The sequence below is a fragment of the Bradyrhizobium sp. 179 genome (assembly GCF_023073535.1).
Taxonomy (GTDB): domain Bacteria; phylum Pseudomonadota; class Alphaproteobacteria; order Rhizobiales; family Xanthobacteraceae; genus Bradyrhizobium.
Map to the genome: position 1 here is coordinate 36,070 of NZ_JADPJR010000069.1, position 20,780 is coordinate 56,849.

26 protein-coding genes and 1 tRNA gene are annotated in these 20,780 nt (G+C 63.2%); 21 read left to right on the forward strand and 6 right to left on the reverse strand.

The features are described 5' to 3' along the window. Positions 1-42: 42 nt before the first annotated feature. Positions 43-792, reverse strand: a complete 750-nt coding sequence (gene lipB, locus IVB12_RS16820) for a lipoyl(octanoyl) transferase LipB (protein WP_247300705.1) — start codon at positions 790-792, stop codon at positions 43-45. Positions 793-889: 97 nt separating this feature from the next. Between lipB and IVB12_RS16825 the strand changes: the two genes are divergently transcribed. The 8 genes from IVB12_RS16825 (at position 890) to IVB12_RS16860 (ending at position 7,306) form a co-directional block, all read left to right on the forward strand. Next, positions 890-1,132, forward strand: a complete 243-nt coding sequence (locus tag IVB12_RS16825) for a FliM/FliN family flagellar motor switch protein (protein WP_011088012.1) — start codon at positions 890-892, stop codon at positions 1,130-1,132. A gap of 176 nt (positions 1,133-1,308) precedes the next feature. Next, positions 1,309-1,393 (forward strand) — tRNA-Leu (locus tag IVB12_RS16830). 269 nt (positions 1,394-1,662) lie between these two features. Next, positions 1,663-2,310, forward strand: coding sequence for a LuxR C-terminal-related transcriptional regulator (locus IVB12_RS16835; RefSeq protein WP_247300706.1), 648 nt, complete (start codon positions 1,663-1,665; stop codon positions 2,308-2,310). 164 nt (positions 2,311-2,474) lie between these two features. After that, entirely contained in the window at positions 2,475-2,759 is a 285-nt protein-coding gene (locus IVB12_RS16840) for a circadian clock KaiB family protein (protein WP_247300707.1), read from the forward strand. After that, on the forward strand, positions 2,756-4,246 hold the full coding sequence (kaiC, locus tag IVB12_RS16845) for a circadian clock protein KaiC (protein ID WP_247300708.1): 1,491 nt from the start codon (positions 2,756-2,758) through the stop codon (positions 4,244-4,246). The genes IVB12_RS16840 and kaiC overlap by 4 nt, the downstream gene beginning before the upstream one ends. Positions 4,247-4,285: 39 nt before the next feature. After that, on the forward strand, positions 4,286-6,166 hold the full coding sequence (locus IVB12_RS16850) for a response regulator (protein ID WP_247300709.1): 1,881 nt from the start codon (positions 4,286-4,288) through the stop codon (positions 6,164-6,166). Positions 6,167-6,325: 159 nt separating this feature from the next. Beyond that, the gene (locus IVB12_RS16855) at positions 6,326-6,535 is read left to right on the forward strand and encodes a hypothetical protein (protein ID WP_247300710.1); all 210 of its coding nucleotides are present in this window, start codon (positions 6,326-6,328) and stop codon (positions 6,533-6,535) included. Positions 6,536-6,697: 162 nt separating this feature from the next. Next, positions 6,698-7,306, forward strand: a complete 609-nt coding sequence (locus IVB12_RS16860) for an isochorismatase family cysteine hydrolase (RefSeq protein ID WP_247300711.1) — start codon at positions 6,698-6,700, stop codon at positions 7,304-7,306. Between the two features lie 308 nt (positions 7,307-7,614). On the opposite strand, the gene IVB12_RS16865 is transcribed toward IVB12_RS16860, so the two are convergent. Further along, on the reverse strand, positions 7,615-8,019 hold the full coding sequence (locus IVB12_RS16865; RefSeq protein WP_247300712.1) for a response regulator: 405 nt from the start codon (positions 8,017-8,019) through the stop codon (positions 7,615-7,617). An 86-nt stretch (positions 8,020-8,105) separates the two neighbouring features. On the opposite strand from IVB12_RS16865, the gene IVB12_RS16870 reads away from it, so the two are divergent. From IVB12_RS16870 to IVB12_RS16890, 5 genes are all read left to right on the forward strand, one after another. After that, entirely contained in the window at positions 8,106-9,113 is a 1,008-nt protein-coding gene (locus tag IVB12_RS16870; RefSeq protein ID WP_247300713.1) for a chemotaxis protein CheB, read from the forward strand. A gap of 10 nt (positions 9,114-9,123) precedes the next feature. After that, complete coding sequence (locus tag IVB12_RS16875; protein ID WP_247300714.1) at positions 9,124-9,381, forward strand: hypothetical protein; 258 nt, start codon at positions 9,124-9,126, stop codon at positions 9,379-9,381. Between the two features lie 270 nt (positions 9,382-9,651). Beyond that, a complete protein-coding gene (locus IVB12_RS16880; protein WP_247300715.1) occupies positions 9,652-12,819 on the forward strand; it encodes a CheR family methyltransferase in 3,168 nt (1,055 codons plus the stop codon). Continuing rightward, positions 12,819-13,565: a Crp/Fnr family transcriptional regulator gene (locus tag IVB12_RS16885; protein WP_247300716.1), complete on the forward strand. Its 747-nt coding sequence runs from the start codon at positions 12,819-12,821 to the stop codon at positions 13,563-13,565. The genes IVB12_RS16880 and IVB12_RS16885 overlap by 1 nt, the downstream gene beginning before the upstream one ends. Positions 13,566-13,787: 222 nt before the next feature. Continuing rightward, entirely contained in the window at positions 13,788-13,958 is a 171-nt protein-coding gene (locus tag IVB12_RS16890) for a hypothetical protein (RefSeq protein WP_247300717.1), read from the forward strand. Between the two features lie 165 nt (positions 13,959-14,123). Here IVB12_RS16890 and IVB12_RS16895 read toward each other — a convergent pair whose 3' ends face one another. Further along, positions 14,124-14,516, reverse strand: a complete 393-nt coding sequence (locus tag IVB12_RS16895) for a hypothetical protein (protein ID WP_247300718.1) — start codon at positions 14,514-14,516, stop codon at positions 14,124-14,126. Positions 14,517-14,531: 15 nt separating this feature from the next. Here IVB12_RS16895 and IVB12_RS16900 point away from each other — a divergent pair, with 15 nt between their 5' ends. Next, positions 14,532-14,732 carry a hypothetical protein gene (locus IVB12_RS16900; RefSeq protein WP_247300719.1) on the forward strand — a complete coding sequence of 67 codons (201 nt, stop codon included), beginning with the start codon at positions 14,532-14,534 and terminating at the stop codon, positions 14,730-14,732. Between the two features lie 198 nt (positions 14,733-14,930). On the opposite strand, the gene IVB12_RS16905 is transcribed toward IVB12_RS16900, so the two are convergent. After that, positions 14,931-15,215, reverse strand: a complete 285-nt coding sequence (locus IVB12_RS16905) for a hypothetical protein (RefSeq protein WP_247300720.1) — start codon at positions 15,213-15,215, stop codon at positions 14,931-14,933. Between the two features lie 267 nt (positions 15,216-15,482). Here IVB12_RS16905 and IVB12_RS16910 point away from each other — a divergent pair, with 267 nt between their 5' ends. The 6 genes from IVB12_RS16910 to IVB12_RS16935 all read left to right on the forward strand — a co-directional run bounded on the left by IVB12_RS16910 (position 15,483) and on the right by IVB12_RS16935 (position 18,565). Next, complete coding sequence (locus IVB12_RS16910) at positions 15,483-15,689, forward strand: hypothetical protein (RefSeq protein ID WP_247275735.1); 207 nt, start codon at positions 15,483-15,485, stop codon at positions 15,687-15,689. Then, on the forward strand, positions 15,686-15,892 hold the full coding sequence (locus IVB12_RS16915; RefSeq protein WP_247300721.1) for a hypothetical protein: 207 nt from the start codon (positions 15,686-15,688) through the stop codon (positions 15,890-15,892). Before IVB12_RS16910 ends, IVB12_RS16915 begins: the two co-directional genes overlap by 4 nt. 65 nt (positions 15,893-15,957) lie before the next feature. Then, positions 15,958-17,034, forward strand: coding sequence for a flavodoxin family protein (locus IVB12_RS16920; protein WP_247300722.1), 1,077 nt, complete (start codon positions 15,958-15,960; stop codon positions 17,032-17,034). Continuing rightward, positions 17,031-17,930 (forward strand): NAD(P)/FAD-dependent oxidoreductase, encoded by a 900-nt coding sequence (locus IVB12_RS16925; protein ID WP_247300723.1) that lies wholly within the window; start codon positions 17,031-17,033, stop codon positions 17,928-17,930. The genes IVB12_RS16920 and IVB12_RS16925 overlap by 4 nt, the downstream gene beginning before the upstream one ends. Before the next feature lie 103 nt (positions 17,931-18,033). Beyond that, positions 18,034-18,363 (forward strand): four-helix bundle copper-binding protein, encoded by a 330-nt coding sequence (locus tag IVB12_RS16930; RefSeq protein WP_247300724.1) that lies wholly within the window; start codon positions 18,034-18,036, stop codon positions 18,361-18,363. A gap of 13 nt (positions 18,364-18,376) precedes the next feature. Next, positions 18,377-18,565 carry a hypothetical protein gene (locus IVB12_RS16935; protein WP_247300725.1) on the forward strand — a complete coding sequence of 63 codons (189 nt, stop codon included), beginning with the start codon at positions 18,377-18,379 and terminating at the stop codon, positions 18,563-18,565. Positions 18,566-18,585: 20 nt separating this feature from the next. On the opposite strand, the gene IVB12_RS16940 is transcribed toward IVB12_RS16935, so the two are convergent. After that, positions 18,586-18,843, reverse strand: a complete 258-nt coding sequence (locus IVB12_RS16940) for a hypothetical protein (RefSeq protein WP_164940018.1) — start codon at positions 18,841-18,843, stop codon at positions 18,586-18,588. Positions 18,844-19,127: 284 nt separating this feature from the next. On the opposite strand from IVB12_RS16940, the gene IVB12_RS16945 reads away from it, so the two are divergent. Next, positions 19,128-19,502, forward strand: a complete 375-nt coding sequence (locus IVB12_RS16945) for a hypothetical protein (protein ID WP_247275741.1) — start codon at positions 19,128-19,130, stop codon at positions 19,500-19,502. A gap of 4 nt (positions 19,503-19,506) precedes the next feature. Here IVB12_RS16945 and IVB12_RS16950 read toward each other — a convergent pair whose 3' ends face one another. Further along, entirely contained in the window at positions 19,507-20,775 is a 1,269-nt protein-coding gene (locus IVB12_RS16950) for a polysaccharide deacetylase family protein (protein ID WP_247300726.1), read from the reverse strand. Between the last annotated feature and the right edge of the window lie 5 nt (positions 20,776-20,780).

Below are 20,780 nucleotides of genomic sequence, written 5' to 3' on the forward strand. Positions count from 1 at the left end.
ACCAAAACCAGCATAGCTGATTCCGCGAAGACCACGGAAGCGTCAGACCGCCGCTTCCGGCACCAGCGCGCGGGTCGGCCCGAACAATTGCTCGAACGCCTGGCGCAGCGCGATGTCGACGTCGGCCATCGTCACGAGCTGGCCGAGATCGACCAGCGAGGTGACGCCATAGCGGGGATCGGCGACGCCGCAGGGGACGATGCCGGCGAAATGCGACAGCTCCGGCTCGACGTTGATCGCAATGCCATGGAATGACACCCAGCGTTTCAGCCGGACGCCGATCGCCGCGATCTTGTCCTCCTGCTCCGGCCCCTTGTCTGGTCGCCTCACCCAGACCCCGACCCGGTCCTCGCGCCGCTCGCCGCGCACGTTGAAGGCGGCCAGCGTGCGCAGAATCAACTCCTCCAGGCTCGCGACATAGGCCCGGACGTCGGGCCGGCGGCGCTTGAGGTCGAGCATGACATAGGCCACCCGCTGGCCGGGGCCGTGGTAGGTGAGCTGGCCGCCGCGTCCGGTCGCAAAAGTCGGGAATCGTGGATCGAGCAGGTCGGATTCTTTGCCTGAAGTGCCGGAGGTGTAGAGCGGGGGATGTTCGAGCAGCCAGACCAACTCGGCAGCCTCGCCCGCGGCGATCGCCGCGACTCGGGCCTCCATGGCGGCTACCGCGTCCGGATAGGGCACCGGAGCGTCCGAGATAAGCCACGTGACGGGCTCGCCGCCGGCGGCGGAAAACGACGTCAAATCGAGCTCGTGACGCGGGCTTTGGCCGGGGTTTTCGGGCGAATTAACCATTGGCTAACCATAACGTGGTGATCATGACGGGAGCAAATGCCAAGTCTTTTGGTTCAAAGTCCTTGGTTCACAGTCCCAAGTTGCGGCGGTCCTGACAGTGCCCACTCTCGATAAAGTCACCGTGGATCTCATGGTCGTCCTCGGGACGACCACCATGCCGATCCATCAGGTATTACGTCTTTCCCGCGGCGCCATCATCGAACTGGACGCAACCGAGGCCGACGAGGTCAAGGTTTTGGCCAATAATTTGCCGGTCGCCTCCGGCGTCGTGCTGGTCGATCGCAACCGGATCGCGGTCGAGGTCAAGCAGATGCTGCCGCGCACGCCGGGGACGCGGTAGCGCCCCGGGGGACGCGGTAAAGGCCTGGGCACGGGCTGAAGCCAGATCCCAGGGGGGCATGAACTTTCCTGCCTTGTGGAATTCGGGGCCTTTGCAGGCTTGTATCCCCCTGATGGATTTGTTAGATCGGCGGCCGCTGATCCGGCCAGCCTAAGACCTCAGGCCGGCATCTCCTAGCGCTCGTGGCGGAACTGGTAGACGCGCTGCCTTGAGGTGGCAGTGGGTAACACCGTGGGGGTTCGAGTCCCTCCGAGCGCACCACACTCGCATATTCGGAGCGTCCGGAGCGATCGCTTCGCCTGCGGATGGCTGCTCGAATATTCCATCCCCTTTGTCCGGCCCCACTGAATTTAGGCCGGATGCCCCCACCAAAAGCGCCATTGACGCGGGTCCGCGATCGAACCCGCTCGCATCAAGTCGCCTTAGCGCAGAATTACCAGTCATTTGGTACGAAGGAACTAGTTCCGGGGGCGGGCGTTATCCAGGCAAATCCAGGCAAATCGAATTCCGCAACCCAGAGGAGCCAGGCCATGGGCCGAATGGCGAGCGATGATGCGCGCGAAAACGAACCTTGGACCGCGATTTTGTCTGCTCTCGAGAACGGCGCCATCGTGGTCGACAGGAATGGAAACGTCGTTTGGGTCGATGAGAAGACCCGGAGTCGGCTGGATGGAAGCCTCAAAAACCTTGAGCTGCCCCTTCGTAGGCCGGCAGGTCAAAGCATCGATTGCTTCGTTTCGATTCGAACCCTGATGCTGTCGGATGCGCCGACCGCCATCTGCATCATTCAGGAAACGGAAGAGGCAAACCAGGACACCATGTCGGCGATCGAGTCAGTCCTGGCAGATACAACGTCCTTTGCCCGAACCATTATCGAGAAGCTGAAAGGTGTCCGTACCGCCCAACCGAATCCTTCTGTGGCGGATATCGAACTGCTCACTGATCGCGAGCGGGAGATTCTTGGACTGATCTGTCAGGGCAAGAGCGACCTGCACATGAGCGAGCAGCTGCGCCTGTCCCAGAACACGATCCGCAACCACGTTGCATCGCTCTATCGCAAGATCGGCGTCAACAGGCGAAGCGCTGCAATCCTTTGGGCGCGCGAGCGCGGGATCACCAACGAGGCATTGGCGGAGACAAGACGGCGGCGACCGCGTGCGGATCGAGCCGAACGTTAGCCGCTACTAGTCGCCTAGTATTTCTCTCTCTCTTGCGCTCCGGGGAACCATGTTGTTCCTTCGGAGCGCAGGCTTGTTGAGCGACCGAAGACCGCCGTAGGGGCGAGCAGTGGCAGCTTTGGTTCGGCATTGGCCCGACGATCAAAAAAGTAAGGCGATGTCCGGTGGCTGCTCCGCTCGTGCTACGACTCTACATCGCGGGTAACTCGGCGAGCTCCCGCCGCGCCCAGCAGAATCTTGAGCGCCTTCGCGCCTCGGTGAGCAGCAAAGGCTGGGACATCGAGATCATCGACGTGCTCACGCGTCCTGATCTCGCCGACCGCGCCGGCATCATTGCCACGCCGACTCTTTCGTACGAGGACGGCCATCGCTCCCGTCGCATCGTCGGAGACCTCAGCGACACCAAACGCATCCTTGAATTCATGGGAATCGAAGGAGATCACGCATGACCGCCCAGGATAGCGGCCAAGACGGCGACCAGGAGACCGAGATCTCCGGCGTACTGGAGCGGGTCAGGACCGGCGTCGATGCGTTCGATGAATTGGTGATGGGTGGGCTCCCGCGCGCCCGAACGACGGTCGTCGGCGGCACGCCTGGAAGCGGCAAGACGGTGTTCGCCACCCAATTTCTCGCTCACGGCATCGAGACGTTCAACGAGAATGGCGTGCTGGTCACGTTCGAGGAGCCGCCCGCCGATATCGAGGCCAATATGAGCGGGTTCGGCTGGGAACTGGCCAAGTGGCGGAAGGCCGGTCGGCTCGCGTTCGTCGACGCAAGCCCGCCGATCACGGACGAACTGGTCATCGGCGACTTCGACCTGGAGGGTCTGCTGTCCCGAATCATGCATGCAGTCAGGAGCGTCAACGCCAAGCGCGTGGTGCTGGACTCGCTGACCCAGCTTTTCGATCATTTCATCAGCGACCCCAAGATACTCAGGCGCGAGCTGTTTCGCATCAGCACGGCCTTGAAGAAGGCAGGCCTGACCGTGCTGATGACGGCGGAGCGAAACAGCGAATATGGAGAGATCACGCGGCATCGGCTCGAGGAATTCGTCGCCGACAATGTCGTCATCCTGCGTAATCTCCTCTACCGAGAGAAGCGCCGGCGGACCATCGAGGTGCTCAAGATGCGAGGCAGCCATCACGCGGAGGGCGAGGCGCCATTCACGCTGTTGGCAGGCCGCGGGGTCGTCGCGATTCCGCTGTCGTCTCTCCGGCTCGAGCAACAGTCCAGCACCGTGCGGGTCACCAGCGGAAATTCGGCAATCGACGAGATGTGCGGCGGAGGCTTCTTCCGAGACAGCGTGACGCTCGTGAGCGGAGCCACAGGCACCGGAAAGACGCTGCTGGTCACGAATTTTCTCGCGGGCGGCGTCGAGGCCGGGGAAAGAGCGATTCTGTTCGGATACGAAGAGAGCAAGGGCCAGCTCTTCCGAAATGCCACGGGCTGGGGCGCCGATTTCGCGCGGATGGAGGCGGAAGGAAAATTGAAGATCGTTTGCCTGTACCCCGAAGCCCAGGGGCTGCCCGATCACCTGTTGACGATCCAGGCGTTGGTTGACGAATTCAAGCCCAACCGAATTGCGGTCGACAGCCTTTCGGCCCTTGAGCGAATTGCCCCCGAGACCGGCTTCCGCGAGTTCCTGATCAGTCTGACATCCTTCATCAAGAAGCGGGAGATCGCCGGTTTGTGCACGGCGACCAGCAAGTCTCTGGTGGGCGGCGAAAGCGCAAGCGAGCAGCACATTTCCACCATGACCGATTCCATCATTCTGCTGCGATACATCCAGGAGCAGGAGATCATGCATCGCGGGCTGATGGTATTGAAGATGCGCGGCAGCGAGCATGCCAAGGAAATCCGGCGTTTCACGATAGACGGCGCCGGCATGCATTTGGGTGAGCCGTTCAGTCGTGCTCCGAACGTTTTCAGGGAATGAGCTCGCCGACGCATTCCACATGGCCGCTTCAGGTGAATCATGAGCATTGCGGGTCCGTCCACAAAGCCGGCGATCGATCAGTCCGAGGTCCGGTTTCTGATCGAGAAGAATGCCGACGGCATCATTGTCGTCGACGAATCTGGCGTCGTGCTGTTTGCCAACCCGGCCTCGGAAACGATCTTCGGCCGCCCGATCGGATCGTTGATCGGATCACCCATCGGCATTCCCTTTGTCGTGGACGATATGACCGAGATCTCGGTTCATCAGCCGGGCGCTCGCGTCATCGATGCGGAAATCCGCACGGTCGAGACGACTTGGGATGGCCGGCCTGCGCGCCTTGCGAGCATTCGCGACATTTCGAGCCGCAGGGCCACCGAGGAGCGTCTGCGCCATGCCGCCAAGATGGAGGCAGTGGGTCGGCTGACCGCCGGCATCGCACATGACTTCAACAATCTGCTAACGGTCGTGCTCGGAAATCTGGAAAGCGCCATGCGCGTGACGGCAGCAACCGACAGCCGGATTGCCAATGCGCTCGAAAATGCCGCGCGGGGTGCCCGGCAGGCTGCGCAGCTGACGGCGAAGCTGCTGAGTTTTGCCCGCCAGAAGCCGCTGGAGGCCCGGATCGTCGATCTCAAGGAGCTGATCTCGAGCTTGTCCGATCTGCTGCAACGGACGCTCGGAGAGACGATCGTCGTCAGAACGACGGTCGCAGAGGATCTTTGGCCGGTCGAGGTGGATCCGACGGAGCTGGAATCGGCGATCCTGAACTTGGCCGTGAACGCGCGAGACGCGATGCCGGAGGGCGGAAGTATCGCAATTGAAGTGGCGAATATCGATCGAAAGCTCGCCGATGAAACCCGCGAGGATGAAGGACGGCCAGGCCCTCACGTCCTCATCGCCGTGACCGATTCAGGCTGTGGAATGACTCCTGACGTGCTCAGTCGCGTGTTCGAGCCTTTCTTCACGACAAAGCCGGATGGAAGAGGAACGGGGCTGGGCCTCAGTCAGGTCTACGGCTTTGTGAGGCAGAGTGGGGGCCACATCACGCTGTCGAGCAAGCCAAATGGTGGAACAAGGATCGAGATCCTGCTTCCGAAGGCGGCGGCGCAATCGGACGCTCTGCCGCCGCCGCAAGCCTCAAAGCAAGACAGTCCGTTTGTCCTCCACTCCCGAGAGGGCGAAACCATCCTTGTCGTTGAAGACAACGAGGATGTGCGGGCTTTCACGAGCAACAGCCTCCGCGAGTTCGGATATGTGGTGATCGAAGCGAGCGACGCGCATTCGGCGCTGAAGATACTCGAGCGCGGCGCAAGGGTCGACCTTCTGTTCACGGATCTTGGCCTTCCCGGCCAGCTCACCGGCAAGGACCTCGCCGAGTGTGCTCGTGCGCATCGCCCCGGGTTGAAGGTTCTCATCACCACCGGCTACGCCGGTGACGTCCTCATTCGCGAAGGCCGCCTCGAGGCCGGCACCAGACTGCTCAGCAAGCCGTTCTCCTCAGCGGAGCTTGGTGGCAGGGTGCGCGACCTCTTGAACCAGGGAAACGCCCCCACGCGGCGCGTCCTCGTCGTCGAAGACGAATTCCTCCTGAGCCTGCTGCTCACGGACATGCTCTCGGAGAGGGGCTTCGTCACCGAGGCCGCGACAAGCTTCGAGGAGGCAGTCCTGAAAGCGAGAAGCACGCACCACGAGCTGGCGGCCGCCGTGGTGGATCTCGGGCTTCCCGACCGACCCGGAGATGGACTGGTTGAGGAGCTTCGGGCCCTGCGGTCAGACCTGCCCATCGTCCTGACAACGGGCTACGCCGATGATGAGATGCGGCAACGCTTCGCGCCTGCCGCGCGACTCGAAATTCTCACCAAGCCCTTCGATGTGGATCAGCTGATCGCCGCGCTTGAGGGAATGGGGGTTCACTCGTAGATGCAGAATGTGCAGCGACTCCGTGAGCAAATCCCTGTATTTCATGCCGGCTTATCGGATTTCGTAATTGGAACCAGGCTTCCCTCGGGCCGTTAACGGGCCGACTTGCCGGACGCTCCTGCACTTCGGCCGGCAATATTCGCAACGAGGAGAGTGGCGATGGCAAGTGCGGCAGATCGTGATCCCCGACACCATACGCAGAAGATGCAGAAGGCTCTCCACGATATCCGGAGCCATCTGCGCGAGGACATCGAGAAAGTCGACGAGCCGCAGTTGAAGGCGATGTTCGAAACGTCCGCCGAGGTTTTGGGCGGCCTCGAGAAGGCTTTCAAGGACTACCAACAAAAGAACGAGAAGGCATGGCGTTGATCGGGACCGCGAGCGCAGCGCCCCGGCCGCGCTTCGTCAGCACCCGCTTGGACGGCGGCATGGTTGCGGAACCAAAGCCTTTGCGTTCGTATTGCCCTCGCTGAACTCGCCGCCGGGATGCCAGCTGACGGCGTGCGGCCGAGCGCCTGACGGTGGAGAACGATGAGGGATAGTAGCTCGGAGATTGCCGAGATCAGGGAAGCCGTTCACCTCTGCATCGACATGCAGAACATCTTTGCGCCGAGCGGGCTCTGGGCGACGCCCTGGATGGAGCGGGTGCTGCCGAGGATCGCCTCAATCGTTTCCCGCCATCCGGCCAGAACGATCTTCACGCGCTTCATCACGCCGCAGGATCCGGAAGACCGTCCCGGCCAATGGCAGAGCTATTTCCATCGCTGGCGCCAGGCGACCCGCAGGTATCTTCCGCCATCCGGTCTCGAACTGGTGCCGGCCCTCAGCGAGTTCGTTCCTCCGGCGGTCGTCATCGATAAGCCGGCCTATTCCGCGTTCAGCAATCCCGGACTCGCGAGGCTGCTGATCGAAAAGAATGTCGGTGCGGTCGTGGTCACCGGCGCAGAGACCGATGTCTGCGTGCTGTCGACGGTCTTGAGCGCCGTCGACCTCGGCTTCAGGGTCGTCATCGTCGAGGACGCGCTGTGCAGTTCGTCCGATGTCGGGCATGATGCGCTCATGACGATGTACCGCACCCGTTTTCATGGCCAGGTCGACCTCGTGACCGCGGAGGAACTGGAGGAGTTCTGGCGGGAGTAGATGCGTCGGGCCGATGAAGCGCGGCGCCCGATTCACATAGCCTAATGCGCGGCGCCCCGAAGGTGGTCACATTGTGCGGGCTGGAAAAGGGGGCTGCGATGGCGATGGACCGCATCGAACAGGCTTTTATCGCCACCGCAATCACGGGGTTTCTCGTGATGATGGCGGCAATCGTTTGGATGATGATGGAGTGACTGCGGGAGGCTTCCTGTCTTGCGCGTCGCGCTGCCCTATGTCGCGGTTCTGCTTTGCCTAGCGGTCACCGTCTGGCTCGCTTTCGCACATCTGTTCTGATCGCCCGCCCGTCATCAACTGCGCGGATCGGTGATGAGTGCGGCCAGCTTCCGCGCCATCGCGGCGAGATCGATTGGCTTTTCCAGAAGCGGCACGTCCTCGAATTCCGGACCGATGGTGATCTTGTCATACCCTGTGGTGAACACGAACGGGATGTTGCGCGCCTTCAGTTCGCGCGCGATCGGAAAAATCATCTGGCTGCGGATGTTCACGTCCAGCACCGCGCCATGCAGGATGCTGCCGTCGTGCAGGATTTTGACGGCATCCTCGAAATGACCGGCCGGACCCGCAATCTCCGCGCCCAGCGCGCGAAACATCTTGCCGATATCGTCAGCAAGAAAATACTCGTCCTCAACAATGAAGATGCGACGCCCGGTGAGAGGCCCGCGCTGATGCGACGGGTTGGGCGATGTTGCCATGGTGCCTCCAGCCTCCGCTTCCAGCCCCTTGGAACATACAGGGGGGACCCGCCTTGGTAAAAACGAAGCAAGCCGAGGCGAGTTCCATGGCTAACCGCGACATCATCGTCATCGGGGGCTCGGCGGGAGCGACCCAGCCCCTGAAGCAGATCCTCGGCCGCTTGCCGCCCGATCTGCCGGCAGCCGTCTTCATCGTCCTGCACATCCCGGCGCAAGGGATCGGAATTCTCTCGACCGTCGCCAGCAGCGTGGCCGACATGCCAGTCCGGCAGGCGGAAAACGGCATGAAGATCGAGCCCGGCCGGATCTATCTGGCTGCACCTGACCACCATCTGCTGCTGGCGGAAGATCACGTGTTCCTCGGGTGCGGCCCGCGGGAGAACATGGTCCGGCCGGCGATCGATGCCTTGTTCCGCTCCGCAGCCCTCTATCACGGGCCGCGCGTGATCGGAGTGCTCTTGAGCGGCCTGTTGTCGGACGGGGCAGCTGGCCTCAATGCCATCAAGCGCTGCGGCGGGATGACCGTGGTCCAGGACCCCTCGGATGCCATTGCCGACGAGATGCCGCTACGCGCGATGGAGGCGACCACTGTCGATCTCTGTGTTCCGAGCGCGGGTATGGGCGACGTTCTCTCTGAACTCGTAAGAGAGCAGGCCGGAGCCATTCTGCCGATCCCGCCCGAGATCAGGCTTGAGGTGGAGATCGCAGCCGGCGACCGGATCGGCAGTGACAATCTCGTCTCGATGGCCGATCCTGTCGCGTTGACCTGTCCGGCCTGCGGCGGCGTGCTGTCCGAGGTCAAGGAATCGCGCCCGATGCGTTTCCGCTGTCAGGTCGGCCATGCTTTCGGTGCCGATATCCTTGCCAAGGAGCAGGAAGGGCGGGTCGACGAAGCCCTGCGGGTTGCCTTGCGCATCATCGAGGAACGCGCGGAACTGGTGCAGCGCATGGCCGCGGACGGGCGTCGGAGCGGCCGGTCCGCCGTTGCCGAGATGTATGAGGCGAGGGCGGCCGAATATCGCGAATATGCCGACATGATCCGCCGCGTGGTGCTAAGGTCGCTGGATCCTCCGTTGCGCAAGCGGGAAGGTTGAGGGCGCCGTCATGGCCATCTCCGTTATCGAACGGTCCGAGCAGCTCGATTCCGAGCGCCGCCATCTAACCAGGGCCAATCAGGACATCGAAGAGGGCTCGAAACGTATCCGTGACCAGGAGGATCGGGTTCGAGAGCTCATGGCTGGTGGCCATGACACGGGTGAGGCCGAGCGGCTCGTCGCCCTTCTCAAACGGACGCTGATCGAGTGGGAGCGCCACCGCGTCCTGATCGAGCAGCGTGTCGCTTATCTCCAGCACGGAGATTGATCCTGCGCTGCGAGATAAGGCTGACGATGTACGCTCAATTCCACACGATCGCGGCCCGGACCGTCGCGCTGCCGGTGCGAGTTGCGGCGCAGCCTCTGTTTTTCGGTGGGTTCAAAATGGGGACAAGGTCGGCATCCGGGCCGACCCGCCGTCGGTGCCAGTATTGGTTCTAACCATTTCTGCCCTTCATCTATTGGGATAACATCCATTTCTGCTATGTGCTTGGCGGGGAGCGGTTCGCCCCGCCAGCCAATGAAAGCTAGCAAGAACATGCACGAAGTCGGCGACCAGCCGGTCGAAAGAGAGCGCCAGATCAAGTCCCCGCTGATCGTCGGTGTGGGTGCCTCGCCGACCGCCCTGGACAGTATCGAGCGCTTCTTTGCCAAGCTCACCGTTGAGCCTGATCAGGCTGTCGTGCTGGCGCTTCAGCATCATGAGGCGTTGGACGAGCCGCGACTGCGCGAAATCCTGCAAAATGCGAGCGCTGCCGTGGTCTCCGGCATTGGCGACGGCCAAACCATCGAGGGCGGCACGATCTATCTTTGTCCACCGGCGATGATCACCACGATCCATGGCGGCCGTTTTGCGATGCGCGAGGCCGAGCAGGCGCCCGGTGAGCGGGCGACGATCGACAGCTTCCTGGTGTCGCTGGCGGAAGAACGCGCCGAACAATCGATCGGTGTGATATTGGCCGGCACCGGCGGCAACGGCACGCTCGGCGCAGCGACGCTGAAGGATCATGGCGGTCTTGCCATCGCCGAAAAGGTCGCGAGCGAGGAGCCGGATCATCTCGAGGACGCCAACACGCCGGCGGCCATCGCGGACTACGTGCTGCCGCCGCAAGACATTCCGGAGCACATCCGGGTTTATGCCCGCCATCTGCGACGGTTGGACGAGAAGCAGGGGTTTGATGAGGTGCTGGCCGCGGCCGCGACCTCGCTGTCGCGCATCGCCGACATTCTGCGCAACAAGACCGGAAACGATTTCCACGGTTACAAGCAGAATACCTTCTTGCGCCGTGTGCAGCGGCGCATGCAGGTGGTCCAGATCGACGAGATCGCCGCCTATGTCGATTTCCTGCGCAACGACAAGGACGAAGTCCAGCACCTCTTCAACGACCTTCTGATCGGCGTCACCGAATTTTTCCGGGACAAGCGCGAATTCGAGCTCCTGGAGACCCAAATCATCCCGAAAATATTCGAAGGCAAGGGCGCGGGCCAGCAGGTGCGCGTCTGGGTGCTGGGTTGCGCAACTGGCGAAGAAGCTTATTCCATCGGCATCCTCCTCCGCGAGCAGATGGCGCGGATGGAGTCCCCGCCGCAGGTGCAGATCTTCGCCACCGACATCGATGGCCGGGCGCTCGCAACGGCGCGCGTCGGCCGCTATCGCACCAATATCGAGGCCGATATGACCAGCGAGCGCCTGGCGCGCTGGTTCGTCCGGGAAGGCGACACTTATTGCGTGGTGAAGGAACTGCGCGAGATGTGCATCTTCTCCCAGCATAACGTCATCAAGGATGCGCCGTTCTCCAAGCTCGACCTCGTCTCCTGCCGCAACCTGCTCATCTATCTCAATGCCGAGTTGCAGAGCCGGGTGATCCCGCTGTTCCACTTCGCGCTGCTCCCCGATCGCTTCCTTTTTCTTGGCAATTCCGAGAACGTGACACGGCATCCAAAATTGTTCGCGCCGGTGGACCGCCGCGCCCGCATCTTCAAGAGGCTCGAGACAGGAACGCGGCTGCCGCCGGAGTTTCCGATCACGACCGCGGCGGGAAGGGTCCCCGTCGAGCTGCCGCCGGTGCGTTCGTTCGGCCCCGACGTCGGCCTCGAGCGCCGCGCACAGCGCATCGCGGAGCGCTATGCGCCCGCTTACGTTATCACCGACGACAATTTTCAGGTCCTGCACTTCTCTGGGCGCACCGGCCGCTACATCGAGCCGACGGCGGGCGCCGCCACGCTCGACCTGCTCCAGCTCGTACACCGCGATCTCCGCCTGGAAGTACGCACAGCGCTGGGCCGCGCGGCAGAGACTAACGAGCCGGCCCATGCCGAGCAAGTGCAACTCGGGGTGCATGGCCATCGTATCCTCGTTGACGTCACGGTCGAGCCGATCCAGGACGGCGCCGGCGGCCATCGCAGCTTCGTCGTCCTGTTCAAGGATGGTCCACTCCGCACGATCGAGGCCGGCCAGGCCAATCCAAATGCGCTGGTCAGGACCGAGCACGTCGAGCGGCTCGAAAACGAGCTGCGTGCCACGCGGGAGCGCCTCCAGGCTACCATCGAGGAGCTCGAAAGTACGAACGAGGAGCTGAAGTCCTCCAATGAGGAGTACCAGTCGCTCAACGAAGAGCTGCAATCGGCCAACGAGGAGCTCGAAACCTCGCGTGAGGAATTGCAGTCGGTCAACGAGGAGCTGACCACCGTCAACGGCGAGCTGGCTCATCGCGTTCAGGAATTGACCCGCGCCACTAGCGACCTCAAGAATTTCCTCGAAAGCACGCAGATCGCAACCGTATTTCTCGACAATGACTTGCGGGTGATGACCTTCACGCCCGCGATTACGCAGGTTCTGCATCTGGTCGAAACCGACACGGGTCGTCCCATCAGTCATATCAAGGCGCGCGTCCCGATCGAGGAGCTCTATGACGACGTCCGCCGCGTGCTGCGCACGCTGGCCAGCGCGGAGCGCGAGCTGAGCGCGCCCGACAACGGTACGCGCTACATTGCGCGCGTCCTGCCCTACCGCAGCATCGACAATTTCATCGCCGGTGTCGTCATCACCTTCATCGACGTCACCGCCATCACCCGCGCGGAGGAGCGGCAGCGGCTGCTGCTGGCCGAGCTCCAGCACCGCGTCCGCAACACGCTGGGCGTCGTGCGCTCGATCGCTCGCCGCACGGCCGACACAAGCCAGAGCGTCGAGGATTTTGCTTCCCATCTCGATGGCCGGCTGAGCGCATTCGCCCGCACCCAGGCAATGGTGACCCGCGATCCCGAAAGCGGCGTCGATCTCGAATACCTCGCCGTCGAGGAGCTGCTGGCCTATAATGCCAGGGAAGGCGAGCAGGTGCGTTTGACCGGTCCGAAGGTGCGTTTTCAGTCGAAGGCCGCGGAAACCTTTGCGCTGGCTCTTCACGAACTCGCGACTAACGCGCTGAAATACGGCGCCCTGAGCCAGCCGACCGGGCGCATCGAGATCTCATGGCGAATCGAGGAGAGCACCGAGCCGGCGGTGCTGATGTTCCAATGGCGGGAACGGGGCGGGCCGCGGGTCGCACCGCCGCCGCGCAAAGGTTTTGGCACCGAGCTCCTGGAGCGCACACTTGCGTTTGACTTCAAGGGGCAGACTACGATGGCATTCGATCCTGCCGGCCTGCAATGCACGATCACGATCCCCCTGAGCAAACGCACTTTCCATACGCCGGCGGTGGCTGACTGATGCCGCTTTCAACATCCGACCGCAGCCTCGCTGAACCGGTCATTCGCCGATTGAACGTGCTGAGGCCGATATCGGCTGAGGCGCGACAATCACTCGAATACGCTCTGCTAGAGGCATTGCAGCGCACCGGATCGGGCGAGGACCTGATCTCCGAGGGCGATGTCGTCGATAGCGTCCGTCTCGTGCTGTCGGGCTGGCTCTGCCGCTACAAGACCCTCGAGGATGGCCGGCGCCAGATCGTCAACTTCATTTTTCCGGGCGAGAGCTGCGACGCGCACGCATTCCTGATGCCGGTCATCGACCATTCCATCGCGACGATGACGCCCGTCGTTTACGCCGAGATCAAGCGCACACGCTTCGAGAGCCTGGTGGCCAACGACCGCTCGCTCGCCGAAGCGTTCCTGTGCGAGACCCTCGTCAACGCCGCGATTCAGCGCGAATGGGCCATCAATCTCGGCCGTCGCGTCGCCCTCGAGCGCGTCGCGCATCTGTTCTGCGAGATCATCGAGCGGCTTCGCCCCGTCGGGATGGTCGACGGCAATTCTTGTGTCATGCCGATCACGCAGACGGACCTTGCGGACGCCACCGGGCTCTCGGTGGTGCATCTCAATCGTACGCTCCAGGAGCTGCGCGCCTCCGGCCTCATCGTGCTGCGCGAGCGCACGCTGACCATCAACGATCTCGGGGCGCTCAAGAACGCAGCGCTATTCTCGCCGAGCTATCTGCAGCTCTATCGGCGCGGCTGAAATTCGGACGAGGCCGGCGAGCCGCTGAGCCAGTTCCAGAGTCGTTTCTCTGCCGAGGGTCAGCTTGGTCCGTGTGGTACCGTTGGATTCGCTGCGATCTATCTCACTATGAAGTGGGAGTAATCTGGAGTATTGTCCCTGCATCACCGGCCGAGGCTCTGCCCGTAGGCGCCGGTGGCTGAGAGATCGCGTGCTCCCGCCTGCATAGATCGGGAGCATGCTATGGACGACGATCCTCTCGGCTTTGAAACGCAAGACCTGCTGGAGCGCGCTGATCGAGTAATTGAGGAGAGTGTCCGACTGCGGGCTCTGAACGCTGAGATCAGGAAGCAGCTACATCTATCCCGTGATCAATTGGAATGGCAGCTCGCCGGGGCGGTCCTCAAGAAGTAGGGCGCCGTCCGCCTCTCTGCGACTGGTGAGCGCGCGGGCTTTCGCAAACTTCCACGAACCAAGCGGCCGATCGTCCCGCTTCCGAGCGGCTCATTTCGACAGGCACGGCAACGCCGTTAAGATCTTAATCCAAGTTAGTGCCTGCATGAATTTTGAGCCGGCGGCTCATTTTGAGTAACTTGCGTAAAAGGCACTTTCACGCTGGCGTCCTATCATGGACCGATGCGGGATGCCCTCCTTTGCCGCGCAGCCGGCACGATAGACATCAGCCGCGCTCTGCGGGAGCAGCATCGACTGCTTGCGACCCAGCACCGCCAGGCCGCGGTTGAATTGCGCCTTGCAGTCATGGAGAGCGCCATGGTCCTCATCGAAGTGAAGGCTCATCGTGACAATCGCGAAGATGAGTTCACATCGAGTGCCGGTTAGGCGATCTGCTGCCAGTTTTTTGCGGAACCCGGCAACCGCTCCGCTCCTGGAGCGTTGATGGTTCGCCCACGCCGTTTGGGTGTGGCCAACGCTTGACCCTGGGGAACGCAACGGCGCGCTCTGCCCGATCATCAGGGAGAACGCTTCATGTTAATGCGGCATCGATCGAAGCAAGCGGATCCGCTGGAGATGCGCCTCGCCGCTGAAGCGCAGCGGCTGCGCGAAGAAGCCAACGCGCTGCCGCCGGGAGCGGCACGGGATGAGATGTTGCGCAAGGCGAGGCAGGCGGAGACCGGCTCTCAGATGAGCGAATGGCTTCGATCACCAGGCTTGCAGCCGCCCGACTAGAACCACGCAGAGGCATGCGCAGACTGGCGCGCAAGGCCGCGGCGCAAATGATGCGACGCGCGTCCGGGCTGCACGCGCCAGGAACGGGTTAGATGTCGGCGCGTACCGATGCGCTGGTGTCGTGGGCAGAAACCGGAAAAATGAGCACCACGTCCATCGTCCCCGTTGTGTCCGGTTGTCACCCGGCGGTGCCTTCCGTCAACGCCGCTTCGCGGCTTTGGTTCGCCTGTTGTACGGCGAGCGATTCGTTGGCCTCAGCGAAATCCCTTCACGTTGCGCCTTGCTGCGGATGGCCGCGACCGGACGCTGAAGCTTAATGCTCATGACGCCGGTCGGCGTGTTGCCTTTCGCGAGCTGCTTCAGCTTGCTCACGTCCGCAGGCGTCCACGGCTCGCGCGCGCGGCGCTTGTAGGCGGGATTCGCCTTGCGTGGTCCTTTGCGGCCGATCGGTGAGCCCGGCCGCTTCCATGCTGCTTTCGCCATGATGATCCTCCTTCAAGTCCCCCCATGAACATGCGAATCAGCATTTCGGTTCCGGCGCAATCAACTCTGCCGGCACGCAGACCTGCCGGCATCCGGCGGCGCGCAAAATCACGCAGTGTTAACTTATTGAAATGCCGGAACCGGCTGATGCGGCGGAAGCTACAAACACTGCCGGGCTGGGCCGCCCCAGCCGGCACGCCTCGGCCCCGGTGCCCGACCTCCCGCCGGGGCCAATTTCCTTCCAACCAAATGATTTGTGAAACGACAATGACCGCCAAACGCAATCGCAGGAAACAGACCCAATCGCTCCAGGAGAGGCTGGCTGCATTCGCCGAAAACGCCCGCGCGCGTGCGCGCAGCCTGCCGCCCGGCAGGGAGCGCGAGATGCTGCTGCAACGCGCCAAGCAGAACGAGGTGACCTCGAACCTGACGGACTGGCTGAGCGCGCCCGCCCATCCCAGGCGAGATCGATGACGGTGCCGGGCATGAAGCACTATCGCGCTTTCCAGATCGATCGCGACGGTCATGTGTTCGGATGTATCAATCTCGTCTGCGGCGATGACGAGCAGGCCAAACGCGAGGCCGCCGCGCTCGTGCTGGTCCACCGCATCGAGCTATGGCGGCTGGACCAGCGGATCGCGCAATTCGATTTGCCTGAGGAAGTCGTTCGGCAATAGGCATTCGGGAACCACCCGCTGCGCCCTGGGTTGGTCGAACGCGTCCGACTTTGCCAGGAGCCAGCATGACGGAAGCCGACATTCGCAAGGGGATGCCGCCCGTCAGGCTGTCGCGCGAAGAATTCGAGAGCCGTTACAGGAGCCGGTTCGTCGATCCTGCCTTTGCCCCCCTGCAACGCGAGCTTGATGCCATCGTCGGCGCCGCCTGGGACGCTTACAGTCATTCGCGCAAGGCGCCGCTGACGCGCAAGGCGGGAGCAGGCTTCGCCGATCCCGATTACGACATCGCCGTCGATTGGCTGGAGGCGCGTGCCGCCGTGCTTGCGGCGCAGCGCCGGCATGACGATGCCAGTGAGACGCCGCGGATCCTGATCATCAACGGCTCGGCCCGCAGCGAGCACACCTGTCCCGGCGAGATGTCCAAGACCTGGCGCCTGGTCAAGTTGGCCGAGCCGGTCTTCATCGAGATGGGATTTGCCGTCGATATCCTCGATCTCTCGCGCCTCGCTTCGGAATTTGGCAAGAATATCCATCCTTGCAAATCCTGCGTCGCAACCGCGATGCCGCTCTGCCACTGGCCATGCAGCTGCTATCCGAATTATTCGCTGGGGCAGGTGGGCGACTGGATGAACGAGATCTATCCGCTCTGGGTCGCCGCCCACGGCATCCTGATCGTGGCGCCGGTGAACTGGTATCACGTGCCCGCCGGACTGAAAGCGATGATGGATCGGATGGTCTGCGCTGACGGCGGCAATCCCGATCCGAGCTCGACCCATGGCAAGAAGGCCGCTGAAGCCAAGGCGATCGAGCTGAAGGGCTGGCCGTATCCGCGTCACCTCGCCGGCCGTCATTTCGGCATCGTCGTTCACGGCGATGCGGTCGGCGCCGAGGGCGTGCGCCGCGCCTTGTCGGACTGGCTGACCGACATGCAGCTGATCTCGGCGGGCCGTTACGCCGAGCTCGATGGTTATGTCGGCTATATGGAGCCATACGCCAATTCGCATCGCGAGCTCGACGAAGACGACGAATTCCAGCAGCAGGTGCGGAATGCGGCGCGCGCGCTTGGCAACGCCGTTCGGCTGGCGCGGAGCGGCCGGCTCCAGGACCCCGGTGCTGGTGTTCAGGACCCAAACCCCAAATGACCAGCGCGCCACTCGATTGCCTGATCGTCGGCGGCGGCCCGGCCGGACTGATGGCCGCGATCTATCTGGCGCGATTTCGCCGCAGCGTCTGCGTCGTGGACGCCGGCGCAAGCCGGGCGGCGCTGATCCCGCGCAGTCACAACGTCCCCGGCTTCGTCCACGGTCTGTCCGGCAGCGAATTGATCGCGCGCATGTCGGCGCAACTGGACGAGCTCGCCGTGACGCGGGTCGACGCCGAGGTCACCGCATTGCAGCGGCACGCGCATGGCTTTGAGGCGAGCTGGAACGGTCGCGCACATCAGGCCGGCACCGTCGTTCTCGCCTGCGGCATCGTCGACACCCATCCGCCGTTCGTGGAATGGCGCGCGGCGGTCGCGGACGGGCTGTTGCGCTATTGTCCCGTCTGCGACGCCTTCGAGGCCGCCGGCCGCCGCACCGGCGTCGTCGGCCCGCTTCACCGCGCTGCCGGCAAGGCGTTGTTCCTGCGCGGCTACTCGCGCGACGTGACGCTGCTCGCAACCGGGCCGAACGACGGCAAGGCAGCAACGTCAGAGCTGTGTGAAGCGGGTGTGAAGTTCGTGTTCGCGCCCGACCTGCACTTGCGGCGACGCGACAATGGCGTCGAAGCCGCCTTCGCGGACGGCCGGACGGCGCAATTCGACATCGTCTATCCCGCGATGGGCGCGGAGGTCCGCTCGCAGCTCGCGATGGTGCTGGGCGCCGAACATACCGCCGAAGGCTATTTGAAGGTCGACGACCATCAGCGCACGTCGATCGATGGGCTCTACGGCATCGGCGACATCGTCACCGACCTGCACCAGATCTCGGTCGCCTTCGGCCACGCCGCAATTGCCGCTTGCACGATCCATAACAGCCTGCCGCGGCTCCTGGCTTGAGGCGGCCGCGCGTGGCTGAGCCACACAATCGAGCGGAACCTGGAACGAAGCGCGTTGCCCCGCTTTGGTCGAGCGGAGTGAGGGGCGCGATGGGAGAGAACGGATGGCCCAATCCGAAGACATGACCCGCTGCATCGGGCTCTGCATGAGCTGCTATCAGACATGCCTCGGCACGGCGATGAACCACTGCCTCGAGACCGGCGGCAAGCACGTGGAGCCAAAGCACTTCCGCCTGATGATGGCTTGTGCCGAGATGTGCCGGACGGCGGCGCATTTCATGCTGATCAACACGCCGCATCACAGGCACACCTGCAGCGAATGCGCTGAAATCTGCGCCGAATGCGCCGAGGATTGCGAGCGGATCGGCGGCATGGACGAATGCGTCGCGATGTGCCGCTCCTGCGCCCAATCCTGCCGCGCGATGGCGGCCTGAAGGACGAAGCCCCATGCTGGAAGAGAAACTCAAGGAAGCCATCATCGGCGAGCTGCAAAGACAGGCCGCCGACCGGCCGCAAGCGCTTAGGGTTCAAGGCCCGGACGATGCCGAACGCTCAGAGGAGCTGAGCGTCAACGGCAAGGTCGACCTTGGCGCGCTGGTCATGGTGATCGCGGGATCGGTTGCCGGCGGCCCTTAGCTCGATCGTCGACCGCCCCCTTAGCCGTATTCCTCCCCGATGCCGTATTCCCGGTAGATCTCCAGCGGATCGAGGTCGGGGAATAGGCGGCACTTGGCTTGGGCGAGGTGCAGGCTCACCGCCGCCGGCTCCTTGCCATTCGAGAGCATCTTGCGGATGTCGTCCATATGTGCGTTCGGCCGGTGCTTGGGCTCGAGCTGCTCCAGTGCGACCAGCGCGGTCGCGAGGGCCTCGGTCAGAACCCAGTCGTCGTGGCCCGTGATTCCCTTCTTCGACATCGGCAGACCCCACATCTGGTGGCGGTCGATAGTCTATCGCGACTTCCGCCAAATCGCCATTGAACCGTTGCGGGCTACCGTCGTGCAATGGGCCGACGGCATGCTCCGGCTTGCATTATAGGCGCGTGTGGCTAAATGGCGGCGAGTTGCGAGGCGATAGTATCTTTGTTGAAACAAATTTGGCGTAGACGGGACTGCACGGCATCCAGGCCGGCTGCTCCATCTGGCCCCTGATTCCGTATGCGCGACGATCCGGTTGCGCATCCCTCAAGGCTTGAGCCAGCATGGTCTTTCTTAGCTTCGTCTACCGCTTCATCACCAATTTCGCTTTCCTGGCGGTGGTCTATTTCAGCCTGAACTTCATGGAGAAGTATCCGAACCGGGCCATCCTGGCGATCCTGGTGCTGGTCTATGCCGCCATGCGCGCGGCCTCGACGCTGCGCGCGTTCTACTTCTTCCAGAAGATCGAGAAGCTGGAAGCCGAGACGCGGCGCCTTCAGGCTCCCATCAATGATGGCTCGGGCGGAAGCTCGGCACGCAAGCAGGTCGTCGCCGACGTTGCGCGGCTGCGACGCGACGGCGAGCTCAAGTCCTATATGGACCTGTTCTTCCTGGCGCTGATCGTGCTGCTCTGCGTCGCCGCGATCATGCGGCAGTAGAACCTTAAGCGCGCTTCTTCAGGCTGGCGACGCGGGTCGGGTGCGGGGCAGCGCTCTTGGTCTGCGCGGCGGGCTTCGGCGCGGCTGGCGCTGCCTGCGCGCTGCGCCGTCCTTGCGATCTCGCTGCCTTGCCCCTGGCTGCCTTGTCCTTGGCCGCATGCGGCGTCTGGGCTGCCATGGCCAGCCGCGTCGCGCGTCGCGACAGGGTCGTCGACAGCAGCACCTCGACCGAGCCCTCGGGGATCGCAAACAGGTCGCGGCCCGGCACGGGCAGGGTGGCCTCGACATTCGCCTGCGCCATGGTCCGGCGCGGCAGCAGCGGCTGATGCTCGGTCTGCGCATTGAGATCGGCAAGGGCGGGCGCCGGCAGCATCCGGGTCTGCGCGAACACGAAATTCGGCACGCGCGGCCAGCGCGCGATCGGCGTCGTCTCGGTCGGCGAATGCAGCAGCCATTCCACCGGCGTGGTCGGCGTCGCCGGCCGATCGGCGGTCGCGGGCACCACATGGACGATGCGATAGCCGCGCGCCTTGAGGTCGCGGATGATCTTCGGCAGCGCCGCCACCGTGCGGGCCTGGATGTCGTGCAGCAGCAGGATGCCCTTGCCCTTGGCCTCGAGGCGCTGGATCGCGAGCTGATAGACGCGATCCGAGGACACATGGCGCCAATCGTCGGCCGGAAAATCGGCGCTCCAGACCTGGATGCCGCGCGAGATCAGATGGTTCTCGACGCCTTCCGCGCGCATCAGGCCGGGAATGCGGAAGAACGGCGCAAGCTTGGTCGGATCGGTCATCGCAGCCGCGGTCCATTCGATGCCGCCGTTGATCTCGGCCTCGGCCTTCTCGATCGGCATGCGATCGAACGTCAGCGGATGGTCCATGCTGTGCGTGCCGACGGTGTGGCCCGCCGCCACCAGCTTGCGCACCCCTTCCGGATTGGCTTTGGCCTGGTTGCCGATGATGAAGAAGGTCGCCTTGATGCACTCGTCGGCTAAGATCTGGAGCACCTGGTTGGAATATTTCGGCAGCGGACCGTCGTCGAAGGTCAGGACCACTTCATGGTCCTTCAGCGGCAGCGTCTCGCGATATTGCATGGTGCCGATCAGCGGATGCTCGCGCGGATCGACCACGAGGGTACGGGACGTCCCGAGCGCGTCGGGATGGCCGGGACAGTCGGCCGCGAGCGCCGCCGGCGAAGCGGTCGTCAGCAATCCCAGCAACAGGCCAAGGGCCGTCCACGATCGCGTCCGCAAACCAACGCTACTTCCGATCATGAACC

Coding starts and splice junctions, on each gene's coding strand:
- IVB12_RS16945 (WP_247275741.1), top strand. CDS start 19,128: ATGGTCTTTCTTAGCTTCGTCTACCGCTTCATCACCAATTTCGCTTTC.
- IVB12_RS16875 (WP_247300714.1), top strand. CDS start 9,124: ATGGCCATCTCCGTTATCGAACGGTCCGAGCAGCTCGATTCCGAGCGC.
- IVB12_RS16895 (WP_247300718.1), bottom strand. CDS start 14,516: ATGATCGGGCAGAGCGCGCCGTTGCGTTCCCCAGGGTCAAGCGTTGGC.
- IVB12_RS16880 (WP_247300715.1), top strand. CDS start 9,652: ATGCACGAAGTCGGCGACCAGCCGGTCGAAAGAGAGCGCCAGATCAAG.
- IVB12_RS16905 (WP_247300720.1), bottom strand. CDS start 15,215: ATGGCGAAAGCAGCATGGAAGCGGCCGGGCTCACCGATCGGCCGCAAA.
- IVB12_RS16950 (WP_247300726.1), bottom strand. CDS start 20,775: ATGATCGGAAGTAGCGTTGGTTTGCGGACGCGATCGTGGACGGCCCTT.
- IVB12_RS16920 (WP_247300722.1), top strand. CDS start 15,958: ATGACGGAAGCCGACATTCGCAAGGGGATGCCGCCCGTCAGGCTGTCG.
- lipB (WP_247300705.1), bottom strand. CDS start 792: ATGGTTAATTCGCCCGAAAACCCCGGCCAAAGCCCGCGTCACGAGCTC.
- IVB12_RS16925 (WP_247300723.1), top strand. CDS start 17,031: ATGACCAGCGCGCCACTCGATTGCCTGATCGTCGGCGGCGGCCCGGCC.
- IVB12_RS16870 (WP_247300713.1), top strand. CDS start 8,106: ATGGCTAACCGCGACATCATCGTCATCGGGGGCTCGGCGGGAGCGACC.
- IVB12_RS16835 (WP_247300706.1), top strand. CDS start 1,663: ATGGGCCGAATGGCGAGCGATGATGCGCGCGAAAACGAACCTTGGACC.
- IVB12_RS16940 (WP_164940018.1), bottom strand. CDS start 18,843: ATGTCGAAGAAGGGAATCACGGGCCACGACGACTGGGTTCTGACCGAG.
- IVB12_RS16855 (WP_247300710.1), top strand. CDS start 6,326: ATGGCAAGTGCGGCAGATCGTGATCCCCGACACCATACGCAGAAGATG.
- IVB12_RS16850 (WP_247300709.1), top strand. CDS start 4,286: ATGAGCATTGCGGGTCCGTCCACAAAGCCGGCGATCGATCAGTCCGAG.
- IVB12_RS16930 (WP_247300724.1), top strand. CDS start 18,034: ATGGCCCAATCCGAAGACATGACCCGCTGCATCGGGCTCTGCATGAGC.
- kaiC (WP_247300708.1), top strand. CDS start 2,756: ATGACCGCCCAGGATAGCGGCCAAGACGGCGACCAGGAGACCGAGATC.
- IVB12_RS16935 (WP_247300725.1), top strand. CDS start 18,377: ATGCTGGAAGAGAAACTCAAGGAAGCCATCATCGGCGAGCTGCAAAGA.
- IVB12_RS16865 (WP_247300712.1), bottom strand. CDS start 8,019: ATGGCAACATCGCCCAACCCGTCGCATCAGCGCGGGCCTCTCACCGGG.
- IVB12_RS16860 (WP_247300711.1), top strand. CDS start 6,698: ATGAGGGATAGTAGCTCGGAGATTGCCGAGATCAGGGAAGCCGTTCAC.
- IVB12_RS16885 (WP_247300716.1), top strand. CDS start 12,819: ATGCCGCTTTCAACATCCGACCGCAGCCTCGCTGAACCGGTCATTCGC.
- IVB12_RS16910 (WP_247275735.1), top strand. CDS start 15,483: ATGACCGCCAAACGCAATCGCAGGAAACAGACCCAATCGCTCCAGGAG.
- IVB12_RS16900 (WP_247300719.1), top strand. CDS start 14,532: ATGTTAATGCGGCATCGATCGAAGCAAGCGGATCCGCTGGAGATGCGC.
- IVB12_RS16915 (WP_247300721.1), top strand. CDS start 15,686: ATGACGGTGCCGGGCATGAAGCACTATCGCGCTTTCCAGATCGATCGC.
- IVB12_RS16890 (WP_247300717.1), top strand. CDS start 13,788: ATGGACGACGATCCTCTCGGCTTTGAAACGCAAGACCTGCTGGAGCGC.